Raw genomic sequence first — 22,620 nt, forward strand, 5'->3', positions numbered from 1 at the left:
CCATAAAAAATTGAAAAAGATGAAAACACGCAGTGAAACCTTTCAGCTCGAGAGCGAGCTGCAGTGGGAGAGCCCCGCTCCCGGCATCCGGCGCCAGATCATGGGGTACGACGGACAGTTGATGATCGTGAAGGTGAAGTTCGACAAGGGAGCCGTGGGAGCGCAGCATGAACATTACCACAGCCAGGCGACCTATGTGGCCAGCGGCAAATTCGAATTGTCGATCGGCGGTGAGAAGAAGATTCTCCAGGCCGGCGACGGTTACTATGTGGCTCCCGACGAGATTCACGGTTGCGTATGCCTTGAACCGGGTATTCTTATCGATACGTTTTCGCCGCACCGGGAGGATTTTCTGAAGAAGTAACCTGCAAACGGATATTCGAATGAAGATAAAAGGATTGCGATGGATCGTCCTGGCGCTTATCGCCATTGTGACGATCATCAACTATCTCGACCGGGGGACGCTCAACTACATGTGGGTGGCCAATACGAAGGTGGTATGTCCCGCCGGGGAGTATACGTTCGACGCCGAATCCGACACCTATGCGGTTTCTTCCGGCGGGGACCGTTTCGTGCTGCCGGCCGGCGATGTGACTCCGCTTGCCGACGGAGCTATCGAATACGTGAAGCACGGCGGTATCGCCAAGGAGCTGGGACTGATCGACACCTCGGCCCCTGCCGAGGAGCAGCAGCGGCAGGCCAAGAGCCTGCTGGCCGTCATTACCATGTTTTTCATGGTCGCCTACGGTGTTAGCCAGCTGGTTTCGGGCAAGATCTACGATAAGATCGGGACCCGTCGCGGATTCACCCTTTCGGCCATTCTCTGGGGAGGTGCCGATGCATTGGCTTCGATGGCCTCGGGTCTCAAGTCGCTGACTTTTTTCCGGGTTCTGCTCGGACTGGGCGAGGCAGGACCGTGGCCCGGCACCACCAAATCCAATGCCGAGTGGTTCCCGCAGAAGGAGCGCGCTTTCGCGCAGGGTATCTTCGGGGCGGCCGCTTCGGTGGGTTCGATCATCGCTCCCGTGCTGATTCCCGTGCTCTTCCTGGTTTTCGGATGGCGCGTGACGTTCGTCGTCGTGGGTTCGCTGGGTATCATCTGGGTTATTCCGTGGCTTATCATCAATAAGAAAGGTCCCAAGGAGCATCCCTGGATCACCGAGAAGGAGCGTGAATATATCCTCACCGGTCAGCCCGAGTGCCGCGTGTCGTGCGATACGGCCAAGTCGTGGGGGACGCTGTTGAGCGAGCGGAAGAATTACTCCGTGATCCTCGGCCGCTTTTTCCTCGATCCCATCTGGTGGATGTTCGTGACGTGGCTGCCGATCTATCTGATCGAGGTCTTCGGACTCGATATCAAGCAGATCGCCATGTCGGCCTGGGTTCCTTACGTGGGTGCCGCCATTGGGTCGGTGGCCGGCGGGTGGTTCTCCGGCCTGCTGATAAACCGGGGTAAGAGCGTCAACTTTGCACGCAAAGCCGCGATGATTGTAGGGGCTTGCTTTATCGTTCCGGGCATGGCCTTGGCCGCAGTGGCATCGTCGGCGACGATGGCCGTGGTGATGATGGCCTTCATCCTGGGTGGATACCAGTTCGTAATGACCAATATCCAGACCCTGGCCAGCGATCTGCAGACCGGCAAGGCCGTCGGCTCCCTGGCCGGGCTGGGCGGAGCGGCCGCTGTGCTGGGAACCATCATTTCGATCCTGTTCATCCCCTACCTGACACAGAGCGGCGATTGGACGCTGTTTTTCGTGCTGGGGGCGGCGCTCGTGCCGGCCAGCCTCCTGTGCGTGTTCCTGTTCGGCGGACGGATTGAGCAGCAAGTGAAATAACCAATAACCTTTTAAATATCAGAAAAGATATGAGACTAAGTGGAAAAGTAGCCATCGTTACGGGTGGCGCGCGCGACCTGGGTCGTGCGATCTCTGTGAAATTGGCTGCCGAAGGCGCCAAGGTATGTCTGAACTATTTCGACAATCCCGAGGATGCCGAAAAGACGCTTGCCATGATCAAGGCCGACGGCGGCGAGGCGATTGCCGTGCAGGGAGACATGACGAAAGCCGCCGACGTGAAGAATCTTTTCGCCAAGGCCGGCGAGGCTTACGGCGGCAAGGTGGACATTCTGGTGAATGTCGTGGGCGGTATCGTGGGCCGCAAACTCATCACCGAACAGGATGAAAAGTGGTACGATTTCCTGATGGACGTCAACATGCGGTCGGTGTTCCTCTGCACGCGCGAGGTGGTTCCGATGATGCCTGCCGGCGGTTCGATCATCAACTTCTCGTCGCAGGCCGCCCGCGACGGCGGCGGTCCGGGCGCTTCGGTCTACGCCACTGCCAAAGCGGCGGTGATGTGCCACACGCGTGCCATGGCCAAAGAACTCGGTCCGAAGGGCATTCGTGTCAATGCGCTGGCTCCGGGCATGATCAATACCTCGTTCCATGACCGTTTCACCAAGCCCGAGGCTCGGGAGAACCTGCATCATACGGCTCCGCTGCGTCGTGAAGGCGAAGCTTCGGAGGTCGCTGACCTGGTATGTTTCCTGGCCAGCAGCGAGTCGAGCTACCTCACGGGTACGAATATCGACATCAACGGCGGTACGCTTTTCTCGTAAGGCTTCCGGACGTTTTCATGCAGGGCGGACGAGATCCTCGGCGAGGGTATCGTCCGCCTTTTTCCTAATACCGTTGTTATGAAACGAATCTTTCTTTTCTTGCTGTCGATAACGGCCGTCTGTCCGGCCGTAGCGCAGTATGCGTTCAGTCCCGAGCTGCTCGGACGCTTTGCTGCGGCTTACCGCGAAGGCGATCCGCGTGCCGTGAGGGCTGCGGAACGGGTCATCGCGGCTTCCGGAGAGCTTCTGGAGATGGAACCGATGACGGTGACTTCCAAAAAACAGTTGCCGCCCAGCGGCGACAGGCGTGATTACATGTCCTTGTCTCCCTATTGGTGGCCCGACCGGTCGAAACCCGACGGCCTTCCCTATGTCCGCCGGGACGGGGAGCGCAATCCCGAAGTCTACGACTTTCCCGAACGGGAAAACGGTGACAGGCTCGGATATGCCGCACGGACACTGGCCGTTCTCTATCATGTCACGGGAGATGAGCGGTATGCCGCCAAATGTGCGGAACTGCTGCGCACGTGGTTTCTCGATCCGGAGCAGGGAATGAATCCCAACATGACCTACGCGCAGCTGATCCGGGGCCGTACGACGATCCGGGGTACGGGGATCATCGACGCGCGGCGCATGTGTTTTGCACTGAATGCCGCCTCGCTGATCGGGAACTCTCCCGCCTGGAGCGACGGGGACCGTGCTGCATTGGGCGAGTGGGCCCGGGCGTTCCTCTATTGGTTGGAGCACAGCGTCAACGGGCAGAAGGAATTGCACGCGTCCAACAACCACGGACTCTGGTACGATGCCATCCGCTTGATGACGGCGCAGGCCGCAGGGCTCGGCGGACGGGTGCGGGAGATCGCAGAAAAGTCCGTGAAACCCCGTTTCACTGCCCAGGTGGCTGCCGACGGATCGTTGCCGGAAGAGTTGGAGCGTACGCTTTCGCTGCACTATTCGACCTTCGTGCTTGAGGCCCTTTCCACGGCTCGTAACATGGCCCTCCCGTCGGGTGTGGACCTCTGGAGAATGCCCGAAGCGCAACGTGTGCTGGAGTTCCTGCTGCCGTATTACGAAAAGCCCGATACGTGGCCGTATCCCCAGATCAAACCTTTCGAACGCCGTCGCGGTGCGGCCCTGCTCTATGAGGCGGGAGTCGCTCTCGGCCGTTCGGAGTGGATCGACGCTGCCCGTCGTATCGGATACGGGGAAGGCAAGGCCGATTTTGCGGCTTTGCTGTTCTTCGAGTTGCAATAAACCGGCGAATTCCCGTAGAAACATGGCGGCCGGCAAAACGTAGATAATGGAACCGCCCCTGTCGGAAGAACTCCGACAGGGGCGGTTCCGTGAATGAGGGGTGCGCCGGTCTTCGGCTTTCCCGTTTCCGGAGACTATGGACGGTCCGTGCGGAACGGGAACGCCGGGAGCCCGAGCGTGTTGCGCAGATTGGTCGGCGTGTAGTTGCGGAAAGCGTAGCGCACGGCGGTCGGAACGGCTACCGCTTCGGAGGTGACCTCTACGATGGGTTTCGACGGAACGATGCGGCCCACGGCCGGGTGGAAAATCCCGTCGGCCCCTGCCAGTTCGAAGCCGGGAATGTCTTCACCCTGCGGTGTCAGTCCGTAGCGGGCATTGTCGAAGGTCACGACGGCCTTGCCGTCCGAGAACTCCGCATGGCGGAACCGAACGCCGGACCAGCACTCGAGACGCATGCCATAGGCGCGTATCAGCGCTTCGGCGGCCAGCCGTTCACCCACTTCCCTCTTTTTCCGGGGATGGATGCAGGTCTTCTCGCCGAGGTCGGTCGTGGCGATCATCGCCGCGTTGGGGATCAGTTTCAGCGCGTCGCTCTGGGCTTCCATGACCAGCACGCCGTCCGTCGCATCGGCGTCCTTGTAGTCGTATGGGGCGATCTGCACATAGAGAAAGGGCATCGCGGCCTTCGTGTCGCCCCACCGGGCGCGCCAAAAGCCGACCATCTCCTGCATCAGCCGGGCATAACGACCGGACTCCCGGCGGTTCGATTCTCCCTGGTACCAGGCGAATCCGCGGGCCGTGTATCCGGCGACCGGGGCGATCAGCCCGTTGTAGAGAAGACCGCATTTGGCACGTTGCTGAATATCGGGATCGGCATTGATCTTGTCGACATCGTAACCCATGCCGCGCAGCGAGGCAGGGTTCATCCATGCTTCGATTTTCGAACCGCCCCAGCTGGCCGAGATGATGCCTACGGGGACACCCAGCGTCCGGGTCAGCGTTTGCGCGAAATAGTAGGCTGCGGCGCTCATGCGCAGCGAAGTGGCGGGGGAGGGTATCTCCCAGTGTCCTTCGAAGTCGCGCTGCGGGGTTTCCGCCTCTTTCTTGGGCAGCGTGATCATGCGGATGCGGTTGCCGTACAGGGGAGATTCGAGTGCCGTGCGCATGGCTCCTTCGACGGGTTGTCCCGTATAGCCTCGCAGGGGCATGTACATGTTGGACTGTCCGGAACATATCCATACCTCTCCGATCAGAACGTTGCCGAGCGTCAGTTCGGAATCGGCGTCGCGTACCGTGAGGGTCTGCGGTACGTACGATCCGGCCGGAGTTTCGATTTCGGCCGTCCAGCGTCCTTCGATTACCTCGGTGCGTACCGGGGTGTCGCGCCACGAAGCCGAAAGCGTCACCTCCTTCTGGTCGGAGTCGCCCCAGACACGGACTTTCTGTTGTTGCTGCAACACCATGTTGTCGCCGAATACGGAGGGCAGGAGAACTTTGCCGTGGACGGTCAGTGCGGCCGGGACCGCAAGCAGCAGGAAGAATGCGCGTTTCATGCGTTCAGAGGTTTGCGGTAAGGAAATCCACGCTCTTGAAGAAAATTTCCTCCATCTTGTCCGAAGCCTTGTTGCTCAGATTGTGGTCGTAACCGGGATACACCTGGAGATCCACCTTGCCGCCGCGTTTGCGCAGGGCTTCGGCGAACTTTTCGCTCTGGGTGTATTCTACCGTGATGTCGCCCGTGCCGCAGAAGAGCTGCGCGGCGGGTACATGTCCGGAGGGAACGATGCTCGCAGGCGATGCCTCACGCAGGATTTCGGGATCGCGGTTGCAGAAATAGGCGATGCGCTGCTCGTCTTTCGATCGCTGGCAGATCGCGGCGGTTTCGAGATCGTATATGCCCGAGTAGCCGACGAACGCCTTGGCTTCGGGCGTGCGCATCGCCCCTACGGCGGCCAGATGCGCTCCGGCCGACGATCCGACGAAGCCCATGCGCGAAGGGTCGATGTTCAGCTCCCCGGCGTGGTCGCGGACATATTGCACGGCTGCCAGAACATCGGCGATCGACACGCGTACGTCGGCACCCGGCTGGGGGGCCAGCGAGTAGGCGATACGCACGCCTGTCACGCCTTTCTGTTTGGCCATGTATTGCGACAGCGTGCGGTAGACACCGTTGTTGCCGCGCGCCCAGCCCCCGCCGTGGCAGTAGAAGACGACGGGTGTGGGCCGTTCGCTCTCGGCCATGTCTACGGCGATCCGCAGTTCGTAGCCTTTGTGGGTCGTATAGACGAACTCGCGCACCTCCACCCCGCGGTAATCCTGCGTCTGTAACCGGTCGCGCTTATAGGTGTAGGGGACGAGCAGGTCTTCGATTTCCGAGAGGTCGAGGATTTTGGCGTAACGTTTTTCATTGATAAGCGAGTAGCTGCCGTCGTCGTTCCGGGAGAGCTTCATGGCATACCTGTTGGTGATCTGCTCGGCTTTTTGCGCGGGTTGCTGTGCCGAAGCCGTGAAGATCACGGCCAGAAATGCCGCAGAGAGGATTTTTTTCATTGTTTTCACGTTTAGGTTCGTTTTTTTGCTATATTTGTTCACGGAATTTTGGTCAACCAATTTTCCGTGAACAAATATAGCCGAATAAAATTACATGACCAAATGATGAAACGACTAATTTTCATGGGTTTCTTGCTGCTCGGCTCAGCCTGTTCGGCCGGTGTTCCGGAGGATGAACCCGCTCCCGGCGCTCCGGACGGCGGGTCCGAACCTGCTGCCGGGATGCTGGTCGCCGACGGCGATACCCCCGGGACCTATGCGCTGATCCGCCGCAGCGGGTACAATTACGAGACGCCCGACATTTCCAACGCCCATGCACGGGAGCCGTTCCAGCATATCCGTCAGTCCTATGACGAGGAGTTGGGGGCCTATGTTTTCGATTTCTATATCCACATCGACATCGACGACGATCGCGGGCTGCCGAACATTACCGACCGGCAGCGCAACGAAATCAAGACCGATGCCAAGTCGCCGGCTTCGATGGTGGGGCAACAGGGCGACGAAATGATTTTCCGCTGGAAATTCCGTCTGCCCGAGGAGATGAAGACCACGGAAAAATTTTGCCACCTGCATCAGATCAAGGGGATCGACAATGCGGAAGGGACGGCGGATGTGGGCAATCCTCTGATTACCTTTACGGCCCGTACGCTTTCCAACGGCAAACAGCAGTTTCAGGTGATCTTCGTGGGACCCTCTTCCGCTTCCACGGGCAACGTCTATCTCGCACGGGCCGATCTTGCGGAGTTTCTGGGCCGCTGGGTCGAGGTCGAGGAGCGTGTCGTGTGCGGCATGCAGGGCAGTTACCGGGTGAGTGTGAAACGTCTCGATGACGGCCGGGAGCTGGTTTCCGTTTCCGAGACCGGTTTGGCCATGTGGCGTGAAGGTGCGGCGGGGGTACGGCCCAAATGGGGAATTTACCGCAGTTTCGGTGCCGGCGGATCGCTCAAGGCCCGGCTGCGTGATGAAGTGCTTCGTTTTGCGGATTTTTCGGTCGAAAAGGTTTCCAAATAATTTGGGATAATTGTTTTTTTACGATCTTTGCATCTGTTTAATCAGTTTTTGTGCAATGACGAACATTAAACAGGTCGATATCGTATTGAAGCATATCAAGGAGCAGCTTTATCAGGGACGTTTGCAACCGGGCGACCGCCTGCCGGCGGAGCGCCGTCTGGCCGAAAAGCTGGGTGTGGGACGCACTCATGTGCGTGCTGCGTTTCAGAAACTTGAGTTTTACGGCATTGTCCAGACCTTTCCCCAGAGCGGCACCGTCGTCGCGCAGGAGAAGATGCAGGTGCTGGAGAGCATGATTACCGACGCACTCCGGATCGAGCAGTACGACTTCGCTTCGCTGGTTTACGTGCGTGTCCTGCTCGAGATCGAGGCCATAAAGCTCTGTGCCCGTAACCGTACGGACGAGGATCTGGTTGCCATCGAAGAGGCTCTGGTCGAATGTGAGAAGGGTTTCTATACCGACGACCGGGTGTCGAAGGATTTTGCCTATCACCAGGCACTCGCCCGCGGAGCCCATAATCCGGTGATCGCCTCGCTGCTGTTGGTTATTACGCCCGATGTATTGCGTTATTACCAGCGTTATCGCGTCTGTTCCGTGCCGTCGGAAGAAGTGTGCTTCGAACACCGCGAATTGTTGCGCTTTGTCCGTGAGAAGGACGAGGAGGGGGCGGCCAAGATGCTGCGCCGCCATTTCCAGTCGCTGCGTAAGTTCGCTGCGACGAACAACGATGAAAATCATTTTCTGGAATAGGTTTACTTCTCTCCGGTGTATATAGTTTTGTAAAATATGGATTCCGGCTTACAAAGCGCTGTCTGAATTTCGGAATCGTCCGGCGACGGATTTATTTTCTGTCTTTCCCGGAGCGGCCGGGGTATGCCGGTCGGCAAGGAGTGGCCTTTCCCCTTTTTGCGGTGATTCCTGAGAAATTTCCCGCTTTATTCGTATGTTTGCATCCGATTGGTAAATTCAAACGAATGACAATGATGAATAAATGGCTCTGCTCCCTGCTGTGTATGCTGGCTTTTGCAGCATGCAGCGACGACGGCAACGACACTCTGTTCGTGCCGGACGATGAAAAACCGTTTGCCCCGCACTCTTCGGCCGAGCTGCGGAGTCTGATGCAGGACAATCTGGACCAGTGCGAGCGGCAGGAGGCCGATTTCGGAACGTATGTGGAGCAGGTGCAGGATCGCTTTGCCGAAGCTATGGAGCATTACGGCGTGGATTTCGGTTTCGTTACGATCACCTCCGACTTCTCCTCGCCGCAGGTGCGGAGCGCTTCCGGGAACTCTTTCGTGGGGATGAAGCTGACGTGGAATCCCGACAAGAGTACACCGGGTTTCGACACGACGATCAATGCCGGTGCGGTCGTGGAGGTGCTCTTCCCTTCGTCGGTGACGGACGATTCGAAAAACGATCTGCGAGTGGTGATTAACAGCACCGTGGCGGCTTCGGAAAAATGGCTGGAATTTTCGCTGTATCACAACGGCGAACTTCAGATGCGTAGCAGTCGCTATGTGTCCGATACGAAGTCGGAGGGGGCGGTGACGGTTCCTCCCTATTCCGCGACGATGAGGCGGTTCCGTAACGAAGTATCGCTGAGCCGTTTCGTCATTTCCAGCATATCGGCCGAGTATCTGTTGAAAAAGGAGGGCGGTGCCTCGCATCTCTTTTCGGTGCTGACCGTCGGGTCGGATATGGAAATGAAGATGGAGTACAATAACATCCGCGTCCGGGGAACGATCAATCAGATTGGCAATATCTATGAATTGTGGTCCCTGTTCGAAGATATGGGGGAGGAACGGGCCAACGAATTGATGGGCGAGCTGATCGGCAAGAATCTGTCCCGGGCGGTGGTCGTGTTCACGGACCGTGACCAGAAGATCGGAGACCTGGAACTGGAGGCTTTCAACGGCAATTTTTACGATATGGATTGGACCTGCCGTTTCAGGGACGGGGAGAAGTTCTCGTTCCGGTTCGTTGCGCCGGGTCCCATGTTAAAATGACGAGGGCGGATGCGGAACGCCGGATGCGACATTCCGCACCGGACTTCATCCGTTTCGGGCATGATATAGTGATTCGCCTGCCGATGAGGGCGGATTGCTTCTACCGGCATATCTCGTGTATCCGGTCGTAGGTTTCTTCCTGTTCGGCGGGCGTTTCGCAGTAGGTGACCACGATCAGTTTCATGCCCGGTCGCCACAGTTCGCGCACTTTCTGTCCGACGGTTTCGGGCGAACCCACCATGCGGGCGTTCAGCACCACACCGCTTCCGGCGAAAGCCTCCGCAAATCCTTCCGTAGGATTGGCCGCGGGATCGGTCGCCTTGGTGAAGGCCCCGTCGGCCATGCGCAGCCCCTCGATGCCGGCCACGAGGCGCTTCTTGTCCGACCAGTTGCCGCACGAGTGGAATACACCGCCGCCGAACGGCGCGCATGCCTTGACGAAAGCGGGTACGGCCAGTTCGGAGTACATGTCGCCCGGGAGCATCACCGCGTTGTCATCGCTCATGCCCATTCCCTCGAAGGTCCGGCTCGACGAGAATCCGTGGCCGGGTTTGGCCAGCGCGCCGCCGATCATCTCCCGCTGGATTTTCATGTATTCCACGAACAGATCGGCTACCCGGTCGAACGCCCGGCGGACCAGATCGGGGTTGAGCACGAAATCCATATAGAACTGGTTCGAATCGACGATATTTCCCACCACGTTCAGCGGCGACTGCACGTCGCAGTAGGAGACGGGAAGCCGTCCTCCGGTTTTCTCCAGGAAATATTCCACCATCTCCAGTGTATGCCGTCCGATCTCCGTTTCCCGTACCGGCCGGGCGTCGTAGGCCAGCATCTCTTCGACCGAGCCGAAATGTCCGTCCACAGCCGGGGCCTGCCCCGGGTTCCATACGTATCCGAATCCGAAGGCCGAAGCCACTGTGCCCAGTCCGTACCACGGTTCCAGAAAGTTGGGGACGTCGGCCTTGAATTCCATGCTTTTGCGCAGGGCGCCCAACTGCCATTCCAGCGATTTGCGCATGTCGCGGCAGTCGGTTGAGAAAACCTCCTTCACACGCATGCGGCGATAGACCAGCACCCCTTCCTTTCCCTTCCAGAAGGCGTCGCACCGCTCGTTGAGTTCCTGTTCGTAGGCTTCGTAGGCCGGGATGTCGAATTTCTCCGGGGTCAGCGGTTCCACGGCCGTAGCCTGAGAGTCGGACAGCGAAAAGTCGAATTCTTTTTCCTGTGTCATCGTTTAGGGTGTCGTTTCGGAATTTTTACAAAAGTAGCAAACTTGCGGCAGAGAAAAAATGTACGATTCGTGCCGGATGGCTGGACGATTCTTTTCTGTCCGGGGAATGGCCGGACCTTTTCAGTCCGGTCCCTGTCCGGCCGGAATTTTTGGGGAAACACGGGGGGGTTAAGTCGGAAAGGCGGATCGAAAATGTCTGTAAGGCCTGAGCTCTGTCGTGGGCGGGTGTGCAGGACTGAAGCGTTTCGGTCCGTTTTACGATCCGGTGAGCGCGGCGGGACATGTCATTCCCCCACACCCAGCTCCAGTTCGATGTAATGGACCAGGCCGTGGATCACTTTTTCGTGAATCTCCTGCGCCCGGTCGGAATAACGGGTTTGGGGGGCACGGATTTCCACGTCGCAAAGCGAGGACAACTCTCCGCCGTTTTTGCCCGTGAGGGCTACCGTGGCGATTCCCATGGTCCGGGCCGTCCGGATCGCTTCGATCACGTTGGCCGAATTGCCGCTGGTGCTGATGCCCAGCAAGACGTCGCCGGAACGTCCCACTCCCTCTACGTATTTCGAAAAGACGTATTCGTACCCGTAGTCGTTGGCCACACAGGTGAGGTGGGAGACGTCCGCGGCAGCTACGGCGGCCAGCGCCCTGCGGTTCTCCCTGAACCTGCCTGTCAGCTCTTCGGCGAAGTGCATGGCGTCGCACATCGACCCTCCGTTTCCGCAGGTGATGATCTTGCCTCCGTTCCGGAGCGCCTTGACCATCAGGTCGCCGGCCCGGCGGATCGCATCCCAGTTGGCTTCGTCGGCCGTGAAGGCATCGAGGGTGGTGCGTGCTTCGGCGAAGTCTTCCCTGATTCTGTCGATACTCATCGTAGTGTCTGTTTGGATAGTTCCTGATAGAGTGCCAGTAAAAAGTCGCGGTTGTCTGCGGTGGTGTAGCTCATTTGTCCGCCCATGCGGGAGAAGGTCTTGCAGTAACGCAGATAGTAGGCCGGATTGTCCATCGGAGGCTCGCCCGATTGGTTCCAGTCCCAGGTCGATTCGGCCAGATCGACCACGAAAATCCGGTGTCCGTGGATGGTCTCTCCCCGTTGGAGGGCGAGGTTCTGCGACATGGAGAGCGATTTCTCGAAAACCATGGGCGACATGACAGCCGAACCGACCGACATGTAGACTCCGTCGGTAAGGCCTGCCACACTGTCGGCGAAGCGGAGGAAATCCCGTTCGGCCGTCCGTCCCACGGCGGCCCCGCAGTTCATCGGATGGGTGTATATGATGTCGTGGCCGAACATGGGGTGGGCCGTGAAGGGAATGCCCAGCCGCACGGCGGCGGCCTGGATACCGTACTGCGGGTAACGGTGTTTCACTTCGAGGAACCCCGGTTGCAGTCCGAACCTCCGGATCACCGTACAGAGGTCCAGTGCCGCCGCCGACCGTTGGGGATCGTCCCGCATGTGTTCGGCCGCAAAGGTTTCCAGCTCCTCAGTCGAGGGAATCGGCAATCCGTCGTCGGCGACCAGACGGCCGACCGATTCGCCGTAGCCGAATCCGCGCCAGGCACCTACGTTGAGGGCGAGGTTGAGGTTGAAGCCGGTCTCCTGCCAGGTGCCGAACTCCCCCCGGCAGACATTGGCCCGCACGTCCTCGCTGGTCTGTCCCTGGAAGGCCAGCTCCCAGTCGTGGATGATGCCTGCCCCGTTGGTGGCCAGATGGGTGCACCACCCCTCTTCCATTAGGGCGATCAGCGTGGGAGCCATGCCGTTCTTGATGGTGTGGGCTCCGAATGTGAGCATCACCGAACGCCCCTCCCGGCGGGCCTGCAGGATAAGCGGAACGAGGGTTTCGACCGTGTCCCGGGCCCGGTCGGAGAGGTGCCGGGGCGGCGTGTCGGGGGAGATCATGTCCCTTTCCGCGAACACTTTGTTCTTGCGTTCGGAGAGCGGTTTGATGATTAGTTCGAAACGGTTCATGGTTCTCAGAATATCAGTTGTTTGAGCTGTTCGAGCTGCGAGTAGTCGGGAATGACGATGTCGGCCCCGGCCAGAATCAGCCGTCGGCGTTTGGTTTCGTTCAGTCCGTAACGCCGTATTTCGTCGCTGGCTACGCCTACGGTGAAGCCTCCGGCTTTGGCCGTTTCGCGGATTTCCACGGGACCGTCGCCGAAGGTGACGATGCGCGATGCATTCTCCCGTCCCACCGAGTTGATGATGTTGTTGAGCACGATTTTCTTGGGTTCGTGTTTGATGTCGTTCACCGCGCCCCAGATGCCGCCGTCGAAATAGCCGGCATATCCCAGCAGTTCGGCTTCGCGGCGGACATCCTCCTCGTCGGTCCCGCTGGCCAGGAAGAGGCGTACGCCCATTTCGCGGAGGGCTTTCAGCAAACCGAACGATCCTTTTACGGTGACGTCCTCCAGTCCGAGTTCCCCCCGGCGAACCTTTTCGATGCGCCGGTTCACCATTTCCATCAGTGCCTCGTTATACAGCGCCTTGTAGCCGAATTCGTCGAGGATTTGCTCTTCGGGTACAAAACCGTATTCTCGGACCATTTTTACCAGTCCCTGCATCTGTACGAGGGTCTGGATTCCGGTGGTTTTGTCGATGAACTGGCGTACGTCCTGTTCGATTTTTTCGAACAGGGCTTCGCTTGCTTTGTCGTACTGGTCGCCCAAAATGGCGCGAATCATGACGGGTTCCATCACTTGTTCCCATCCTTGGCGCAGGGTGGAGAAGGTGCCGTCGTGGTCGAATACGGCGAAGGCGAAGTCGTGCGGGGATTCGCGGCCGGTGACTATTTCGATCTCCGAGCCTTCGAAATAACGGGCACGGCGTACCGATTCCGCGAGATCGTGGTTGTAGGCGTAGTCGGCGGTTGCGGCGAATGCGGTGATTTCGGCGGGAGTGGCGGTTCCCGTTGTGAAGAGTTTCTGGATGGTGACCCCGGCCACCATATTGCCGAATTCGGCGGCTTCGTCCGGGCGGCAGCCTGCGGCCAGGCTGGCCGCGATGCCTGCCAGCATACTGTCGCCGGCACCTACGGTATCCACTTTCGCGGTGATGTGGAAGCCCGGGACCGTCCGTATGCCGTTTTCGTCGCAGACGAGGCAGCCCCGTTCCCCCCGGGTGAGGAAGAGCGGTTTTTGCCACATTTCCCGGAGCCGTCCGGCCACTTCGCGGGCCTGTTCCTCCAACGGGTCGTCCGTATCGGGCAGACCGCACAGGATGGAGCCCTCTCGGTTGTTCAGTTTATGGACGGCATCGGGATACTCGGTGTTGTAGTCGCGGCAGTCGGCGATGAATACCGTCTGCGGGAACTCCTTCATGATGCGGCGCAGCCCCTCCCGGAAGCCCGGGGTATGGATGCCGTGTACGAACTGTTCGTTGACGACGAAATGGCCGACCTTTTCCGCCAGCCGGCGGATCGCCTCCAGCAGACGGTTTTCGGTTTCGGCGTTCAGACGGTTGAACGTGCCGAAGTCGATACGCTCCAGTTCGCGTTCGCCGTCGATCACCTTGCTGTAAACATGGGTATCCCACTCCCCGGACTGGATGCATATATGGCTGCGGTCGATTCCTTTGCCGTCGAAGAGTCTGAACAGCTCCTTGCCGAAGCAGTCGTCGCCCACTACGCCCACCGCGTAGACATTGCGGACGCCCAGGTCGATCAGGTTGTTGGCCACGTTGGAGGCGCCCCCCAGCGAGAATCGCATTTGGCTGACGGCCCGTACGGGCTGGCCTGTTTCCAGCGACAGTTCGGAGTGTTCCGGGTCGATCCGGTAATAGGCGTCGAGGCAGAAATCCCCGATGACCGCCACCTCTACGTCCTTCAGGCGTTCGAGGTGTTTTTCGAGATTCGGAATGAACATGGTATGACTGTGATCGGATCGGTTAACGTACAGGAGTCATGGAGTAGGGCCGGGCCTCCTTGCCGGCGGCCCATGCCTTGTTGGGTTCCGGACCCATTTCGAAGACCAGCGTGGAGCCGTTCGTTATGTCGTCGTGGGTGAAGTAGCTTTTGTCGTAGGGTTTCCCGTCGAGCGTGGCCGACTGGATGTAGACGTTTTCGTCGGAAGCGTTGTTGGCAACGATCGTGAATACCTTGCCACCGGGCAGTTCGATTTCCGTTTTGGGATACATCGGACTGGCGATGGCATACTGCGGTACACCGGGACATACGGGATAGAAACCCATCGACGAGAGCATGTACCAGGCCGACATCTGTCCGGAATCCTCGTTGCCGCAGAGCCCGCCCGGACCGTCGGCATATTCGGTGCGCAGGATGTCGCGCACGTAGCCCTGCGTTTTCCACGGCAGACCGGCCCAGTTGAACAGGAAGGCCGTCTGGTGGCCGGGTTCGTTGCCGTGCCAGTAGAAGTGGTGGGCGAACATGCTGTCGAGGTTGGCCACGAAGGTCTCTTCGCCCATAAAGTCGATCAGTCCCTGCACGTCCTGGGGCACGTACCACGTGTAATGCTTGGGTGTGCCTTCGGTGATGTAGCGGACTTTGACCGCAGGATCGAACGGCTCGATGAACCGGCCGTCCGCATAGCGGCCCCGGGCCCATTTCGTCTCCGGATCGAGCACGTTCTTGTAGTTGGCGGCGCGGGCGGTCAGTTTGTCGTAGTCGTCCGTCTTGCCCAGGTCTTTGGCTATCTGGGCCAGTACGAAGTCGTCGTAGGCGTACTCCAGTGTCCGGCTCACCTGTTCCCCGCGGTGGAAAGCGTCCAGGACGGGGTCTTCCAGCGGTACGTATCCGTACTCGAGGTAGGATTTCAGCGCCCGGCGGCCCATTCCCATCTTGTAGTCGGCCGAATCGGGCGAATCGAAGGCATTCTGACGCATGGCGGCATAGGCCTTTTCGATGTCGTAGTTGCGGATTCCCTTGCACCATGCGTCTCCGATCATGGCGATGCCGTGGTCTCCGATCATGGCCGACGTGTAGTTGTTGTGGAGCGGGAAGATGGGCAGCCAGCCTCCCTCTTCGTATTTGGCGATGAAGGAGTTGACGTAGTCGTTGGTCTTCTGCGGTTCGATGATGGCGGTTAGGGGCAGGGTGGCGCGGTAGATGTCCCACATCGAGAAGTCGTCGTAGTAGTCGCCCTCGTAGGCGGTCGGGACCGTCTCGCCCGTGGTGAAGGCGGGGCGCTGGCCGTCGAGGTCGTTCATCTTGCGGGGCAGCAGGGAGGTATGGTAGAAGGCCGTGTAGAAAATGTCTTTCTGTTGGTCGGTGGCCCCTTCGATCCTGATTTTGGACAGGTGCTCGTTCCACTGTTTCTCGGCCTCTTTCTTCACTCCGGTGAAGTCCCATTCGGGTATCTCCCCGTCGAGATTGGCCTGTGCGCCGGCCAGACCGGTAAAGGAAGTTCCTGCCTTGGCCGTTATTTTTCCGGTGCCGTCTTTAAAGGTCACCGTGGCCCCCATGTCCTTGAGGTCCCGGGCGGTGGTGGCTCCCGACTGTATCGTGCTGTCGCCGAAAATGCTCCACGATTCGAAGTCTCGGTCGAACCGCACCACGAAATAGCCGTTCAGATGGGCGGAAAGATGGTTCATCCGGTATTGGCGGTTGACGGGATTGTAGCCCCGTATCTCGCGTTTTTGCGGGTCGATTTCGATGAAACCCAGCCCGCGGTCGTTGTTGATCTGGACGATCGCTCCCGGCGTCTCGTCCCCTTCATAGTCGAAACGGAAAATGGCCGTACGTTGCAGTGCGGTCATCTCCGCGTCGATTCCGTAACGCTCCAGGCGAACCGAGTAATAGGCCGGTGTGGAGATTTCGCTGTCATGGCTGAAGAGGGAAGCCCTCGTTTCGGAGGTGGGGAAAGGGGTGCCGGTGACCGGCATCAGGGTAAATGTCCCGTAGTCGGCGGCACAGCCTCCGTTGATCCAGTGCGAGCCGCGGAAACCCTGCATCAGAGAGTCTTTATAATAATACGGAGCGACGCATTTCACCTCGGTGGCGCGTGTCTGGGGCGTCCACAGAGTCATGGGGTTGGGAGTGCAGACGTTGGGTGTGGTCTGGGCGAGGGATTCCGTGCCGGCCGAAAAGGTCAGGGCACTGACGGTCGTGCTCGCGCCGGTTCCGGTCTGGGGATTGACGTGCCGGATCAGGTCCGGCGCGGGGCCGCTGTTACAGGCCGTCGTTCCGATCGCCGCGATGCACGCGGACAGAAGGGTCGATCGTAGGTTTCTCATAACGGTTTGCAGTGTGAAGGTTTGTTTGTCTTTTTGATCGTTTTTGTTGGAGGGAGATTCCGATCCGAACCGCCGGAGCGGAGACCGGAAAGCAGGTTGAATATAGGAAGAAAAAACGAGACTGCCAATCCTCGAATTGGTTTCTGACGGCATTTCGGGATCGTTTTCGGATGAAATTCGGATAAAAATCTTTCAATTCAGGATGCTTTTCTGACAGAAGAAAAACACGGTCCCTGCCCGGAGGCGGTTATTCCTGTTTTTTCAGTTTCCGGTAGGTATTGTCGAACAGGATAGCCGCTCCGAGGGCGAATTCGGTCCCCTGTACCACGCCGCGGCGGTAGTAATACCCCCTGTCGCCGATGCAGGTTCCCGCACAGACGTTCCCGATCGTCACGTAATGTCCCGTAGGGAAGATGCTGTACTTTCCTAACCCTTCGTGTGCCCGTTCGACGGCGGGCATGAACCGGCGGGCGGGCAGGTCTCCCGTTTCGATTCCGCGGGCCATGGCGTAACCGAACATCGCCGTGCAGGAGCTTTCGATGAAGTTGCCCCGGCCGAGGTCTTCCGTGTGGACGGGCAACTGGAGCCAGTGTCCTGTCCGGGCATCCTGCAGGGGGAGCAGGGTGTTCATCATGCGGACGAACAGTTTCCGGCACTCCCTGCGGCCGGGGTAATCCTTCGGCATGGTGGCCAGGCAGTCGGCCAGCGTCATGGCGATCCAGCCGTTTCCGCGACCCCAGAATTCGTCGTTGCGTCGCTGCGGGTTGGCGCTCCAGTTCAGTTGGCAGCAGCCGTCGTCGGTCACCGTCGTGTCGTTGTCCCAGCCATGGTACCAGAGGCCCGTGTGCGGGTCGCCCAGTTTGTCGTAATGGGCGATGATCTGGACCGAAAGTTCATCCAGGTAGGATTCGTCGCCCGTCGCCCGGTACATTTCCAACAGAAAGACCCCGATCATGTAGATCGTGTCGTCCCACAGTTCGGTGACGTCGGCACGGTGCGAAACGCCGCCGTTCGAGGTCCGCGGTATTTTCAGGTAATCGCCGTACACCCTGTGTGCCGCTTCCATGTATTTCGGGTCGTCGGTGTGGCGGGCCAGGAACGCCAGTCCGAGTGCCGAGGCCACGGCATTCGGATGTTTTCCGTAGGCCCGTTCCAGATGGCGGTCCATACAGCTGTGGACGTACCGCATCGCCGCCTCCTTTTTCTCCGGCTGGTCCTCGTACAGGTCTACCATACCGCGCAGCAGGACGGCATCGCGCCAGTTCCAGCGGTATTTCGAGGGAGGCAGGTAGCAGCCGGTCGAATAGTGGACCAGCGAATCGCCCCAACTGCGCAGGGCGAACGGCGGTTGCGGATCGTCGAACGTCAGCCGTTCGACCGCCTCTTTCAGCTTGGCGGGCACCTCTTTCTCGATCATGTATTCGTGGCCGATGAACCCTTTGTATCCCGTTGCATAGATGGTTTCGGAAAGCGCCTTGAAATCCAGCGGCTCCCGGTCGGTGAAAGGCTTGCGGCCCTCGATCCCCGCCATGTGGTAATGGGCGATGTAGGGGGCGTACCGTTTGACGTCGGAAAAGACGTCGCGTCCCATGTCGTACATCTGCCATACGTCGTAGAGCAGTTTCAGATTCGGGGAACCCACCCTGTCGCATAAACGTGCGCCCCATTCGGGCGAGTCGGCGGCGTAGTGGGGAAAACTGTGTTTGAAGTAGAGGTCCTTTCCCTCCCTGCTGCTGTAAAGTTCCAGCAACAGGGTCACGTTGTTTTTCTCTGCGCTGCGGACGATCTCCTTCAGCCCCCGTGCACAGATTTCCAGCGCCTCTTCGGACGTATGGCGGGTGTTGAGGCCGGAGTAGCATATCAGATAGGGAATCCCCGCTTTGGCCACCCGGGGGATCATTTTTTTGTAGCGGGCGATCAGTTCCGGCTGGTATTCCGGATCGGCGAAGCCCCGTTCGATTCCCAGATCGGCCCCGTCGGCCACCAGGATGTCGAATCCCTGCGACTGTATCTGCCGCCATTGTCCGGGGCCCACGACCTCGATCGTGTGGACGTCGAGCGGTCTGGCCTGTTCCATCAGATAACTCAGAGGTACGCGGAATGCCCAATGCACCAGCGAATGCCTTACCTGCGATTCCCCGGCCCGGGAGACGGCGGCTGCCAGCAGAAGCAGGGCGACCGTCCAGGTTCTTTTCATAGCGTGTCTCATATAAACGGTGTCTCTCCTTTATTCGAAATTGTATTTTTCTATGATTGCCTCGGGGGCTACCTCGGCCGAGCGTTCTACGTGGCGTTCCACCCGGGTCAGGTCGTTTCCCGCCAGTTTGATGCGTCCGGTGCCGGCACCGCTCACCCGCATCAGCAGGGGAATCCGGCCTCGTCCGTCATATCCGGTGAAAGTCACATTGGTACACTCCTTTATCCGGACAAGGGCCTGTTCCGACGTGTGGTCCTTCGCCTCGAGGCCGGAAATCCGCACATTGTGCGCGTCTTCCAGCCAGAGAGCATGCCGGCGGTCGGAGTGTTCGAGGTTGACCCGGATATTTTCCAGCACGATTCCGTCCACGTGTCGCAGATAGAAGCCGTAGGCGGGCAGGGAGGGGCCGAACATCTTGTTCTCGGGATACATCCTGATCTGTTCCGGCACCTCCTTTTCCACAGCATCGATCAGGCCGCCTCCGCAAACGTTGAGCGTCACGTTGCTGATGGTGATTCCCTCCACCCGGTGGCCCGGGATACCCGTGATCGAACTGCTCATGTGGCTCACTCCGTTCGCAACGATATTGGAGATGACCACGTCGCGGAAGAAGCGCGGTTCGCGCGGTCGCCGGGCCCCGAACCGGATGAAGATCGGGGTGAGCACGTTGTCCATGACGATATTGGAAATCGTCACCTTTTCGAAGACGGCTGCATCCACCTGTTCCAGCGCTATGCCCGAATTGTTGTGCACCGGTACCGAAACGCCGGGAACGATGTGGGATTTGTAGCTGAACAGATCGTTTTCCGCCGGGGTCTTGATGACGCAGTTGCTCACGGTGATGTTCCGGAAACCGCATTTGGCCGCCGTGCCGAATTTGATGGCATTGCAGTTGGAGGCGACCACGCAGTTGGTTACGGCGATGTTCTGACAGGGTTCGCCCGAAGGGCTTTCGCTCTTGAAACAGATGCCGTCGTCGGTGGCTTCGATCAGGCAGTCGGATACCACGATGTCCCGGCCGTCGATGTCGATGCCGTCATTGTTGAAATTGCTGTGGGAGTAGATGCGGATTCCCCGGACGAACACCTCGCGGCTGTCATGGATCTTGAACGTCCAGAATCCGGCATTGCGCAGCGTGACGTCCTGCACGTTCACCTTCCGGCAGTCGTCGAGCAGGATGCAGTGGGGCCGCAGTTCGTTCTGGCCTCCCACCTGGAAGGCGGGACACTCCCCGCTGCCGTAAATCTCCCCGAAGCCCGTGACCGCGATGTTCGAAACACCGGCGCAGTGGATCAGTCCCTTGCGTTCCTTTTCCATGTCGGGATAATCCTTGTAGTCGGTGCTGCCGATCAGCCGGGCGTTCTGCTCCAGATGCAGCTCCACGCCGGAACGCATGAAGATCACCCCCGTATAGTAGTTTCCGGAGGGTATTACCACCCGTCCTCCGCCCTGTGCCGAACAGCGGTCCACCGCCTGTTGGATGGCTGCGGTGGCGAGCGTGCGTCCGTCGGCGACGGCGCCGAAATCGAGAATGTTGTAGTCGCCGGCCATCGCCCGGACCGCGGAGGAGAGCAGCAGGGCGGCGAAACAGATCGTTTTTTTCATTTTCGAAATAGGTTCGTAGGAATGTCCGGGCAAACTGCCCGGACATTTTTCTGTTTTTTGTGAAAACGGCAGGGAATGTTTCTTTCCCCTGCCGTTTTCCGGTGTATCGTTCCGTTATTCCGTCACGGGCAGGCAGAAGCGGAATCCCACGTTGCCTTTGGACGTGCCGTCCGTCGTGTTGTCCAACGTACTGCGGTGGATGCAGCGGAGATCGCTCTTGTTATTCGAGGGAACGTCGTTGGAGTAGTTGCCTCCGCGGATGGTTCTCGCCTTGGACCCGTTGTTTTGCTGGGATGCGAAGGTCTCCCAGTCGGATTTGTAGTTCTGGTACCAGGTGCAGGTCAGCTCCGACACGTTGCCGGACATGTCGTACAGTCCGTATCCGTTGGGGGCTTTCTGCCCGACGTCCTGCGGACCCGAAGCGTTGCCTTTGTACCAGGCCACTTCGTCGATATTGTCGCTTCCGGCGTACATGGTTTTGTCCGCATCGGTGTATTTGCCTCCCCGGGCCGCGAATTCCCACTGCGCTTCGTTGGGGAGCGTGCCGCCGTAGAATTTGCAGAATTCGAGCGCGCCGTAATAGGTGACTCCCGCTACGGGCTTGTTCTCGTGGCCGCCTTTGGCCCTCCACGTATCGCCGACCTTTTCGATTTTGATGGTCGAGGCATCGAACATCTTGACGGTGAACGTGGTCTCCTTTTTGTCGATGATGTCGGTCACCTCGATCGTCTCCTTCTGGAAGAGGGTCATGAACTCGGCGTATTCGCTGTTGGTCACCTCGTATTTACCCATATAGTAGGTTCCTAATTCTTCGGGCTGAACCGGCATGGGCATCGGGTTCTTTTCGTCTTTGTTCCGGTCGATCTGCGTCTGTTCGGTGAAAAGTCCGTCTTTGGTCGAAGTCCATCCCATCAGGTAGGCGGAGGCGGGCGGTGTGATCAGCACGAGACGGTCGTTGCCCATGCCGTAGGTGAAGGTCCGGACCTCCTGTGCCTGGCTGTAACCCGTACCGCCTTCGTTCACGGCGAAAGCCGCCACGTAGTATTTCGTGTAGGGTTTCAGTCCTTCGATCCGGGCCGTGAACGTCTCGCCGCCGGCTTCTACCACGTTGTCGGAGACCGTCGGGTTCGGCGAGGTTGACCAGCAGAAACCTTTGCGTGTCACGGTGCCGTTCGCTTCGGTGATCGCGGCTTCCACGTCGAGCGTAAAAATGCCGGTGTTTTCCTTGCCGATCGGGTTGAGAGTCAGTTCGGGCAGTTTCAGGTCGAGCGTCGTGAACGTGATCGTCTCGCTGTACCCCACGCCGGCTTCGGTCCGGGCGAATGCACGTACGTAGTAGGTCGTGTTGTTGGCCAGCAGCTGGTTGTCGAACAGGATCGGTCCCACTCCCGGTTCCTCTACGCTGTACTTCTCCCCGTTTTCGATGTCGGGATCGGGTTCGGTGCTCCAGCAGAAACCGGCCTCGAGAATCGGGAACCCTCCGGCGGAGACCACTTCGCCCGTGAAGAGTGCCGAAATCGAAGTGACGGAAGTCGGTTCCTCGATGGTCACCGTAGGCACCGCCACGGCCAGCGTGGTGAAACTCTTCTCCTTGCCGTACACGACACCCGTGGGGTACATGGCGAAAGCACGGATAAAGTATTTCGTGCTGTGTTTCAGCTCATAGGCGGTGAGCGTGTATTCGCCCGCACCTTTTGTCGCCGACACCATGTCGTCGTTTACGGTGGGCGTTCCGAGCGTATTGTAGCATATACCCCGGGCCATCATGCCCGACGTATTGCCTGCCGTTTTCCCTTTCAGGTCGGCTGACGAAACGGTGACGTTCTCGGCATCGAGCGTCTCCACGGATGCGGAACCGTTTTCGGTATCGTCGTCGCTGCATCCGCTGAATCCGCCCGCCGTCAGCATGAGGACGGCCGAGAGCATGCCTGTCAGTATTTTTTTCGTTGTCATGT

At 59.0% G+C, this 22,620-nt stretch carries 17 protein-coding genes; 7 read left to right on the forward strand and 10 right to left on the reverse strand.

Translation table 11 applies throughout. From position 1 onward, the window contains the following. Window positions 1-19: 19 nt before the first annotated feature. The 4 genes from INF32_RS01230 to INF32_RS01245 all read left to right on the forward strand — a co-directional run bounded on the left by INF32_RS01230 (window position 20) and on the right by INF32_RS01245 (window position 3,871). The gene (locus INF32_RS01230) at window positions 20-364 is read left to right on the forward strand and encodes a cupin domain-containing protein (RefSeq protein WP_226386600.1); all 345 of its coding nucleotides are present in this window, start codon (window positions 20-22) and stop codon (window positions 362-364) included. Window positions 365-383: 19 nt separating this feature from the next. Continuing rightward, window positions 384-1,835 carry an MFS transporter gene (locus tag INF32_RS01235; protein WP_226386601.1) on the forward strand — a complete coding sequence of 484 codons (1,452 nt, stop codon included), beginning with the start codon at window positions 384-386 and terminating at the stop codon, window positions 1,833-1,835. A 29-nt stretch (window positions 1,836-1,864) separates the two neighbouring features. Then, the gene (locus INF32_RS01240) at window positions 1,865-2,617 is read left to right on the forward strand and encodes an SDR family NAD(P)-dependent oxidoreductase (protein ID WP_226386602.1); all 753 of its coding nucleotides are present in this window, start codon (window positions 1,865-1,867) and stop codon (window positions 2,615-2,617) included. Between the two features lie 78 nt (window positions 2,618-2,695). Then, window positions 2,696-3,871, forward strand: coding sequence for an alginate lyase family protein (locus tag INF32_RS01245; protein WP_226386603.1), 1,176 nt, complete (start codon window positions 2,696-2,698; stop codon window positions 3,869-3,871). 134 nt (window positions 3,872-4,005) lie between these two features. On the opposite strand, the gene INF32_RS01250 is transcribed toward INF32_RS01245, so the two are convergent. Both INF32_RS01250 and INF32_RS01255 read right to left on the reverse strand, forming a co-directional pair. Then, the gene (locus tag INF32_RS01250; protein WP_226386604.1) at window positions 4,006-5,424 is read right to left on the reverse strand and encodes a sialate O-acetylesterase; all 1,419 of its coding nucleotides are present in this window, start codon (window positions 5,422-5,424) and stop codon (window positions 4,006-4,008) included. Between the two features lie 4 nt (window positions 5,425-5,428). Beyond that, complete coding sequence (locus INF32_RS01255) at window positions 5,429-6,421, reverse strand: alpha/beta hydrolase (protein ID WP_226388075.1); 993 nt, start codon at window positions 6,419-6,421, stop codon at window positions 5,429-5,431. Between the two features lie 102 nt (window positions 6,422-6,523). On the opposite strand from INF32_RS01255, the gene INF32_RS01260 reads away from it, so the two are divergent. The 3 genes from INF32_RS01260 (at window position 6,524) to INF32_RS01270 (ending at window position 9,439) form a co-directional block, all read left to right on the forward strand. Continuing rightward, the gene (locus INF32_RS01260) at window positions 6,524-7,432 is read left to right on the forward strand and encodes a polysaccharide lyase (protein WP_226386605.1); all 909 of its coding nucleotides are present in this window, start codon (window positions 6,524-6,526) and stop codon (window positions 7,430-7,432) included. A 55-nt stretch (window positions 7,433-7,487) separates the two neighbouring features. Further along, window positions 7,488-8,183 carry a FadR/GntR family transcriptional regulator gene (locus tag INF32_RS01265; RefSeq protein ID WP_226386606.1) on the forward strand — a complete coding sequence of 232 codons (696 nt, stop codon included), beginning with the start codon at window positions 7,488-7,490 and terminating at the stop codon, window positions 8,181-8,183. A 224-nt stretch (window positions 8,184-8,407) separates the two neighbouring features. Beyond that, window positions 8,408-9,439, forward strand: a complete 1,032-nt coding sequence (locus tag INF32_RS01270; protein WP_226386607.1) for a hypothetical protein — start codon at window positions 8,408-8,410, stop codon at window positions 9,437-9,439. 100 nt (window positions 9,440-9,539) lie between these two features. Here INF32_RS01270 and INF32_RS01275 read toward each other — a convergent pair whose 3' ends face one another. The 8 genes from INF32_RS01275 to INF32_RS01310 all read right to left on the reverse strand — a co-directional run bounded on the left by INF32_RS01275 (window position 9,540) and on the right by INF32_RS01310 (window position 22,618). After that, window positions 9,540-10,673 (reverse strand): uroporphyrinogen decarboxylase family protein, encoded by a 1,134-nt coding sequence (locus INF32_RS01275; RefSeq protein WP_226386608.1) that lies wholly within the window; start codon window positions 10,671-10,673, stop codon window positions 9,540-9,542. A 284-nt stretch (window positions 10,674-10,957) separates the two neighbouring features. Next, on the reverse strand, window positions 10,958-11,542 hold the full coding sequence (gmhA, locus tag INF32_RS01280) for a D-sedoheptulose 7-phosphate isomerase (protein WP_226386609.1): 585 nt from the start codon (window positions 11,540-11,542) through the stop codon (window positions 10,958-10,960). Further along, window positions 11,539-12,642, reverse strand: coding sequence for a hypothetical protein (locus tag INF32_RS01285; RefSeq protein WP_226386610.1), 1,104 nt, complete (start codon window positions 12,640-12,642; stop codon window positions 11,539-11,541). Before INF32_RS01285 ends, gmhA begins: the two co-directional genes overlap by 4 nt. Window positions 12,643-12,647: 5 nt before the next feature. Continuing rightward, window positions 12,648-14,537, reverse strand: coding sequence for a PfkB family carbohydrate kinase (locus tag INF32_RS01290; protein WP_226386611.1), 1,890 nt, complete (start codon window positions 14,535-14,537; stop codon window positions 12,648-12,650). A gap of 22 nt (window positions 14,538-14,559) precedes the next feature. Then, window positions 14,560-16,863 carry a GH92 family glycosyl hydrolase gene (locus INF32_RS01295; RefSeq protein WP_226386612.1) on the reverse strand — a complete coding sequence of 768 codons (2,304 nt, stop codon included), beginning with the start codon at window positions 16,861-16,863 and terminating at the stop codon, window positions 14,560-14,562. Between the two features lie 247 nt (window positions 16,864-17,110). Further along, entirely contained in the window at window positions 17,111-19,060 is a 1,950-nt protein-coding gene (locus INF32_RS01300) for a glycoside hydrolase family 88 protein (RefSeq protein ID WP_226386613.1), read from the reverse strand. 30 nt (window positions 19,061-19,090) lie between these two features. Beyond that, window positions 19,091-20,665 (reverse strand): glycoside hydrolase family 28 protein, encoded by a 1,575-nt coding sequence (locus INF32_RS01305; protein ID WP_226386614.1) that lies wholly within the window; start codon window positions 20,663-20,665, stop codon window positions 19,091-19,093. A 114-nt stretch (window positions 20,666-20,779) separates the two neighbouring features. After that, window positions 20,780-22,618, reverse strand: a complete 1,839-nt coding sequence (locus tag INF32_RS01310) for an SUMF1/EgtB/PvdO family nonheme iron enzyme (protein ID WP_226386615.1) — start codon at window positions 22,616-22,618, stop codon at window positions 20,780-20,782. Window positions 22,619-22,620 lie beyond the last annotated feature (2 nt).

This window comes from Gallalistipes aquisgranensis, from assembly GCF_014982715.1.
GTDB lineage: Bacteria > Bacteroidota > Bacteroidia > Bacteroidales > Rikenellaceae > Gallalistipes > Gallalistipes aquisgranensis.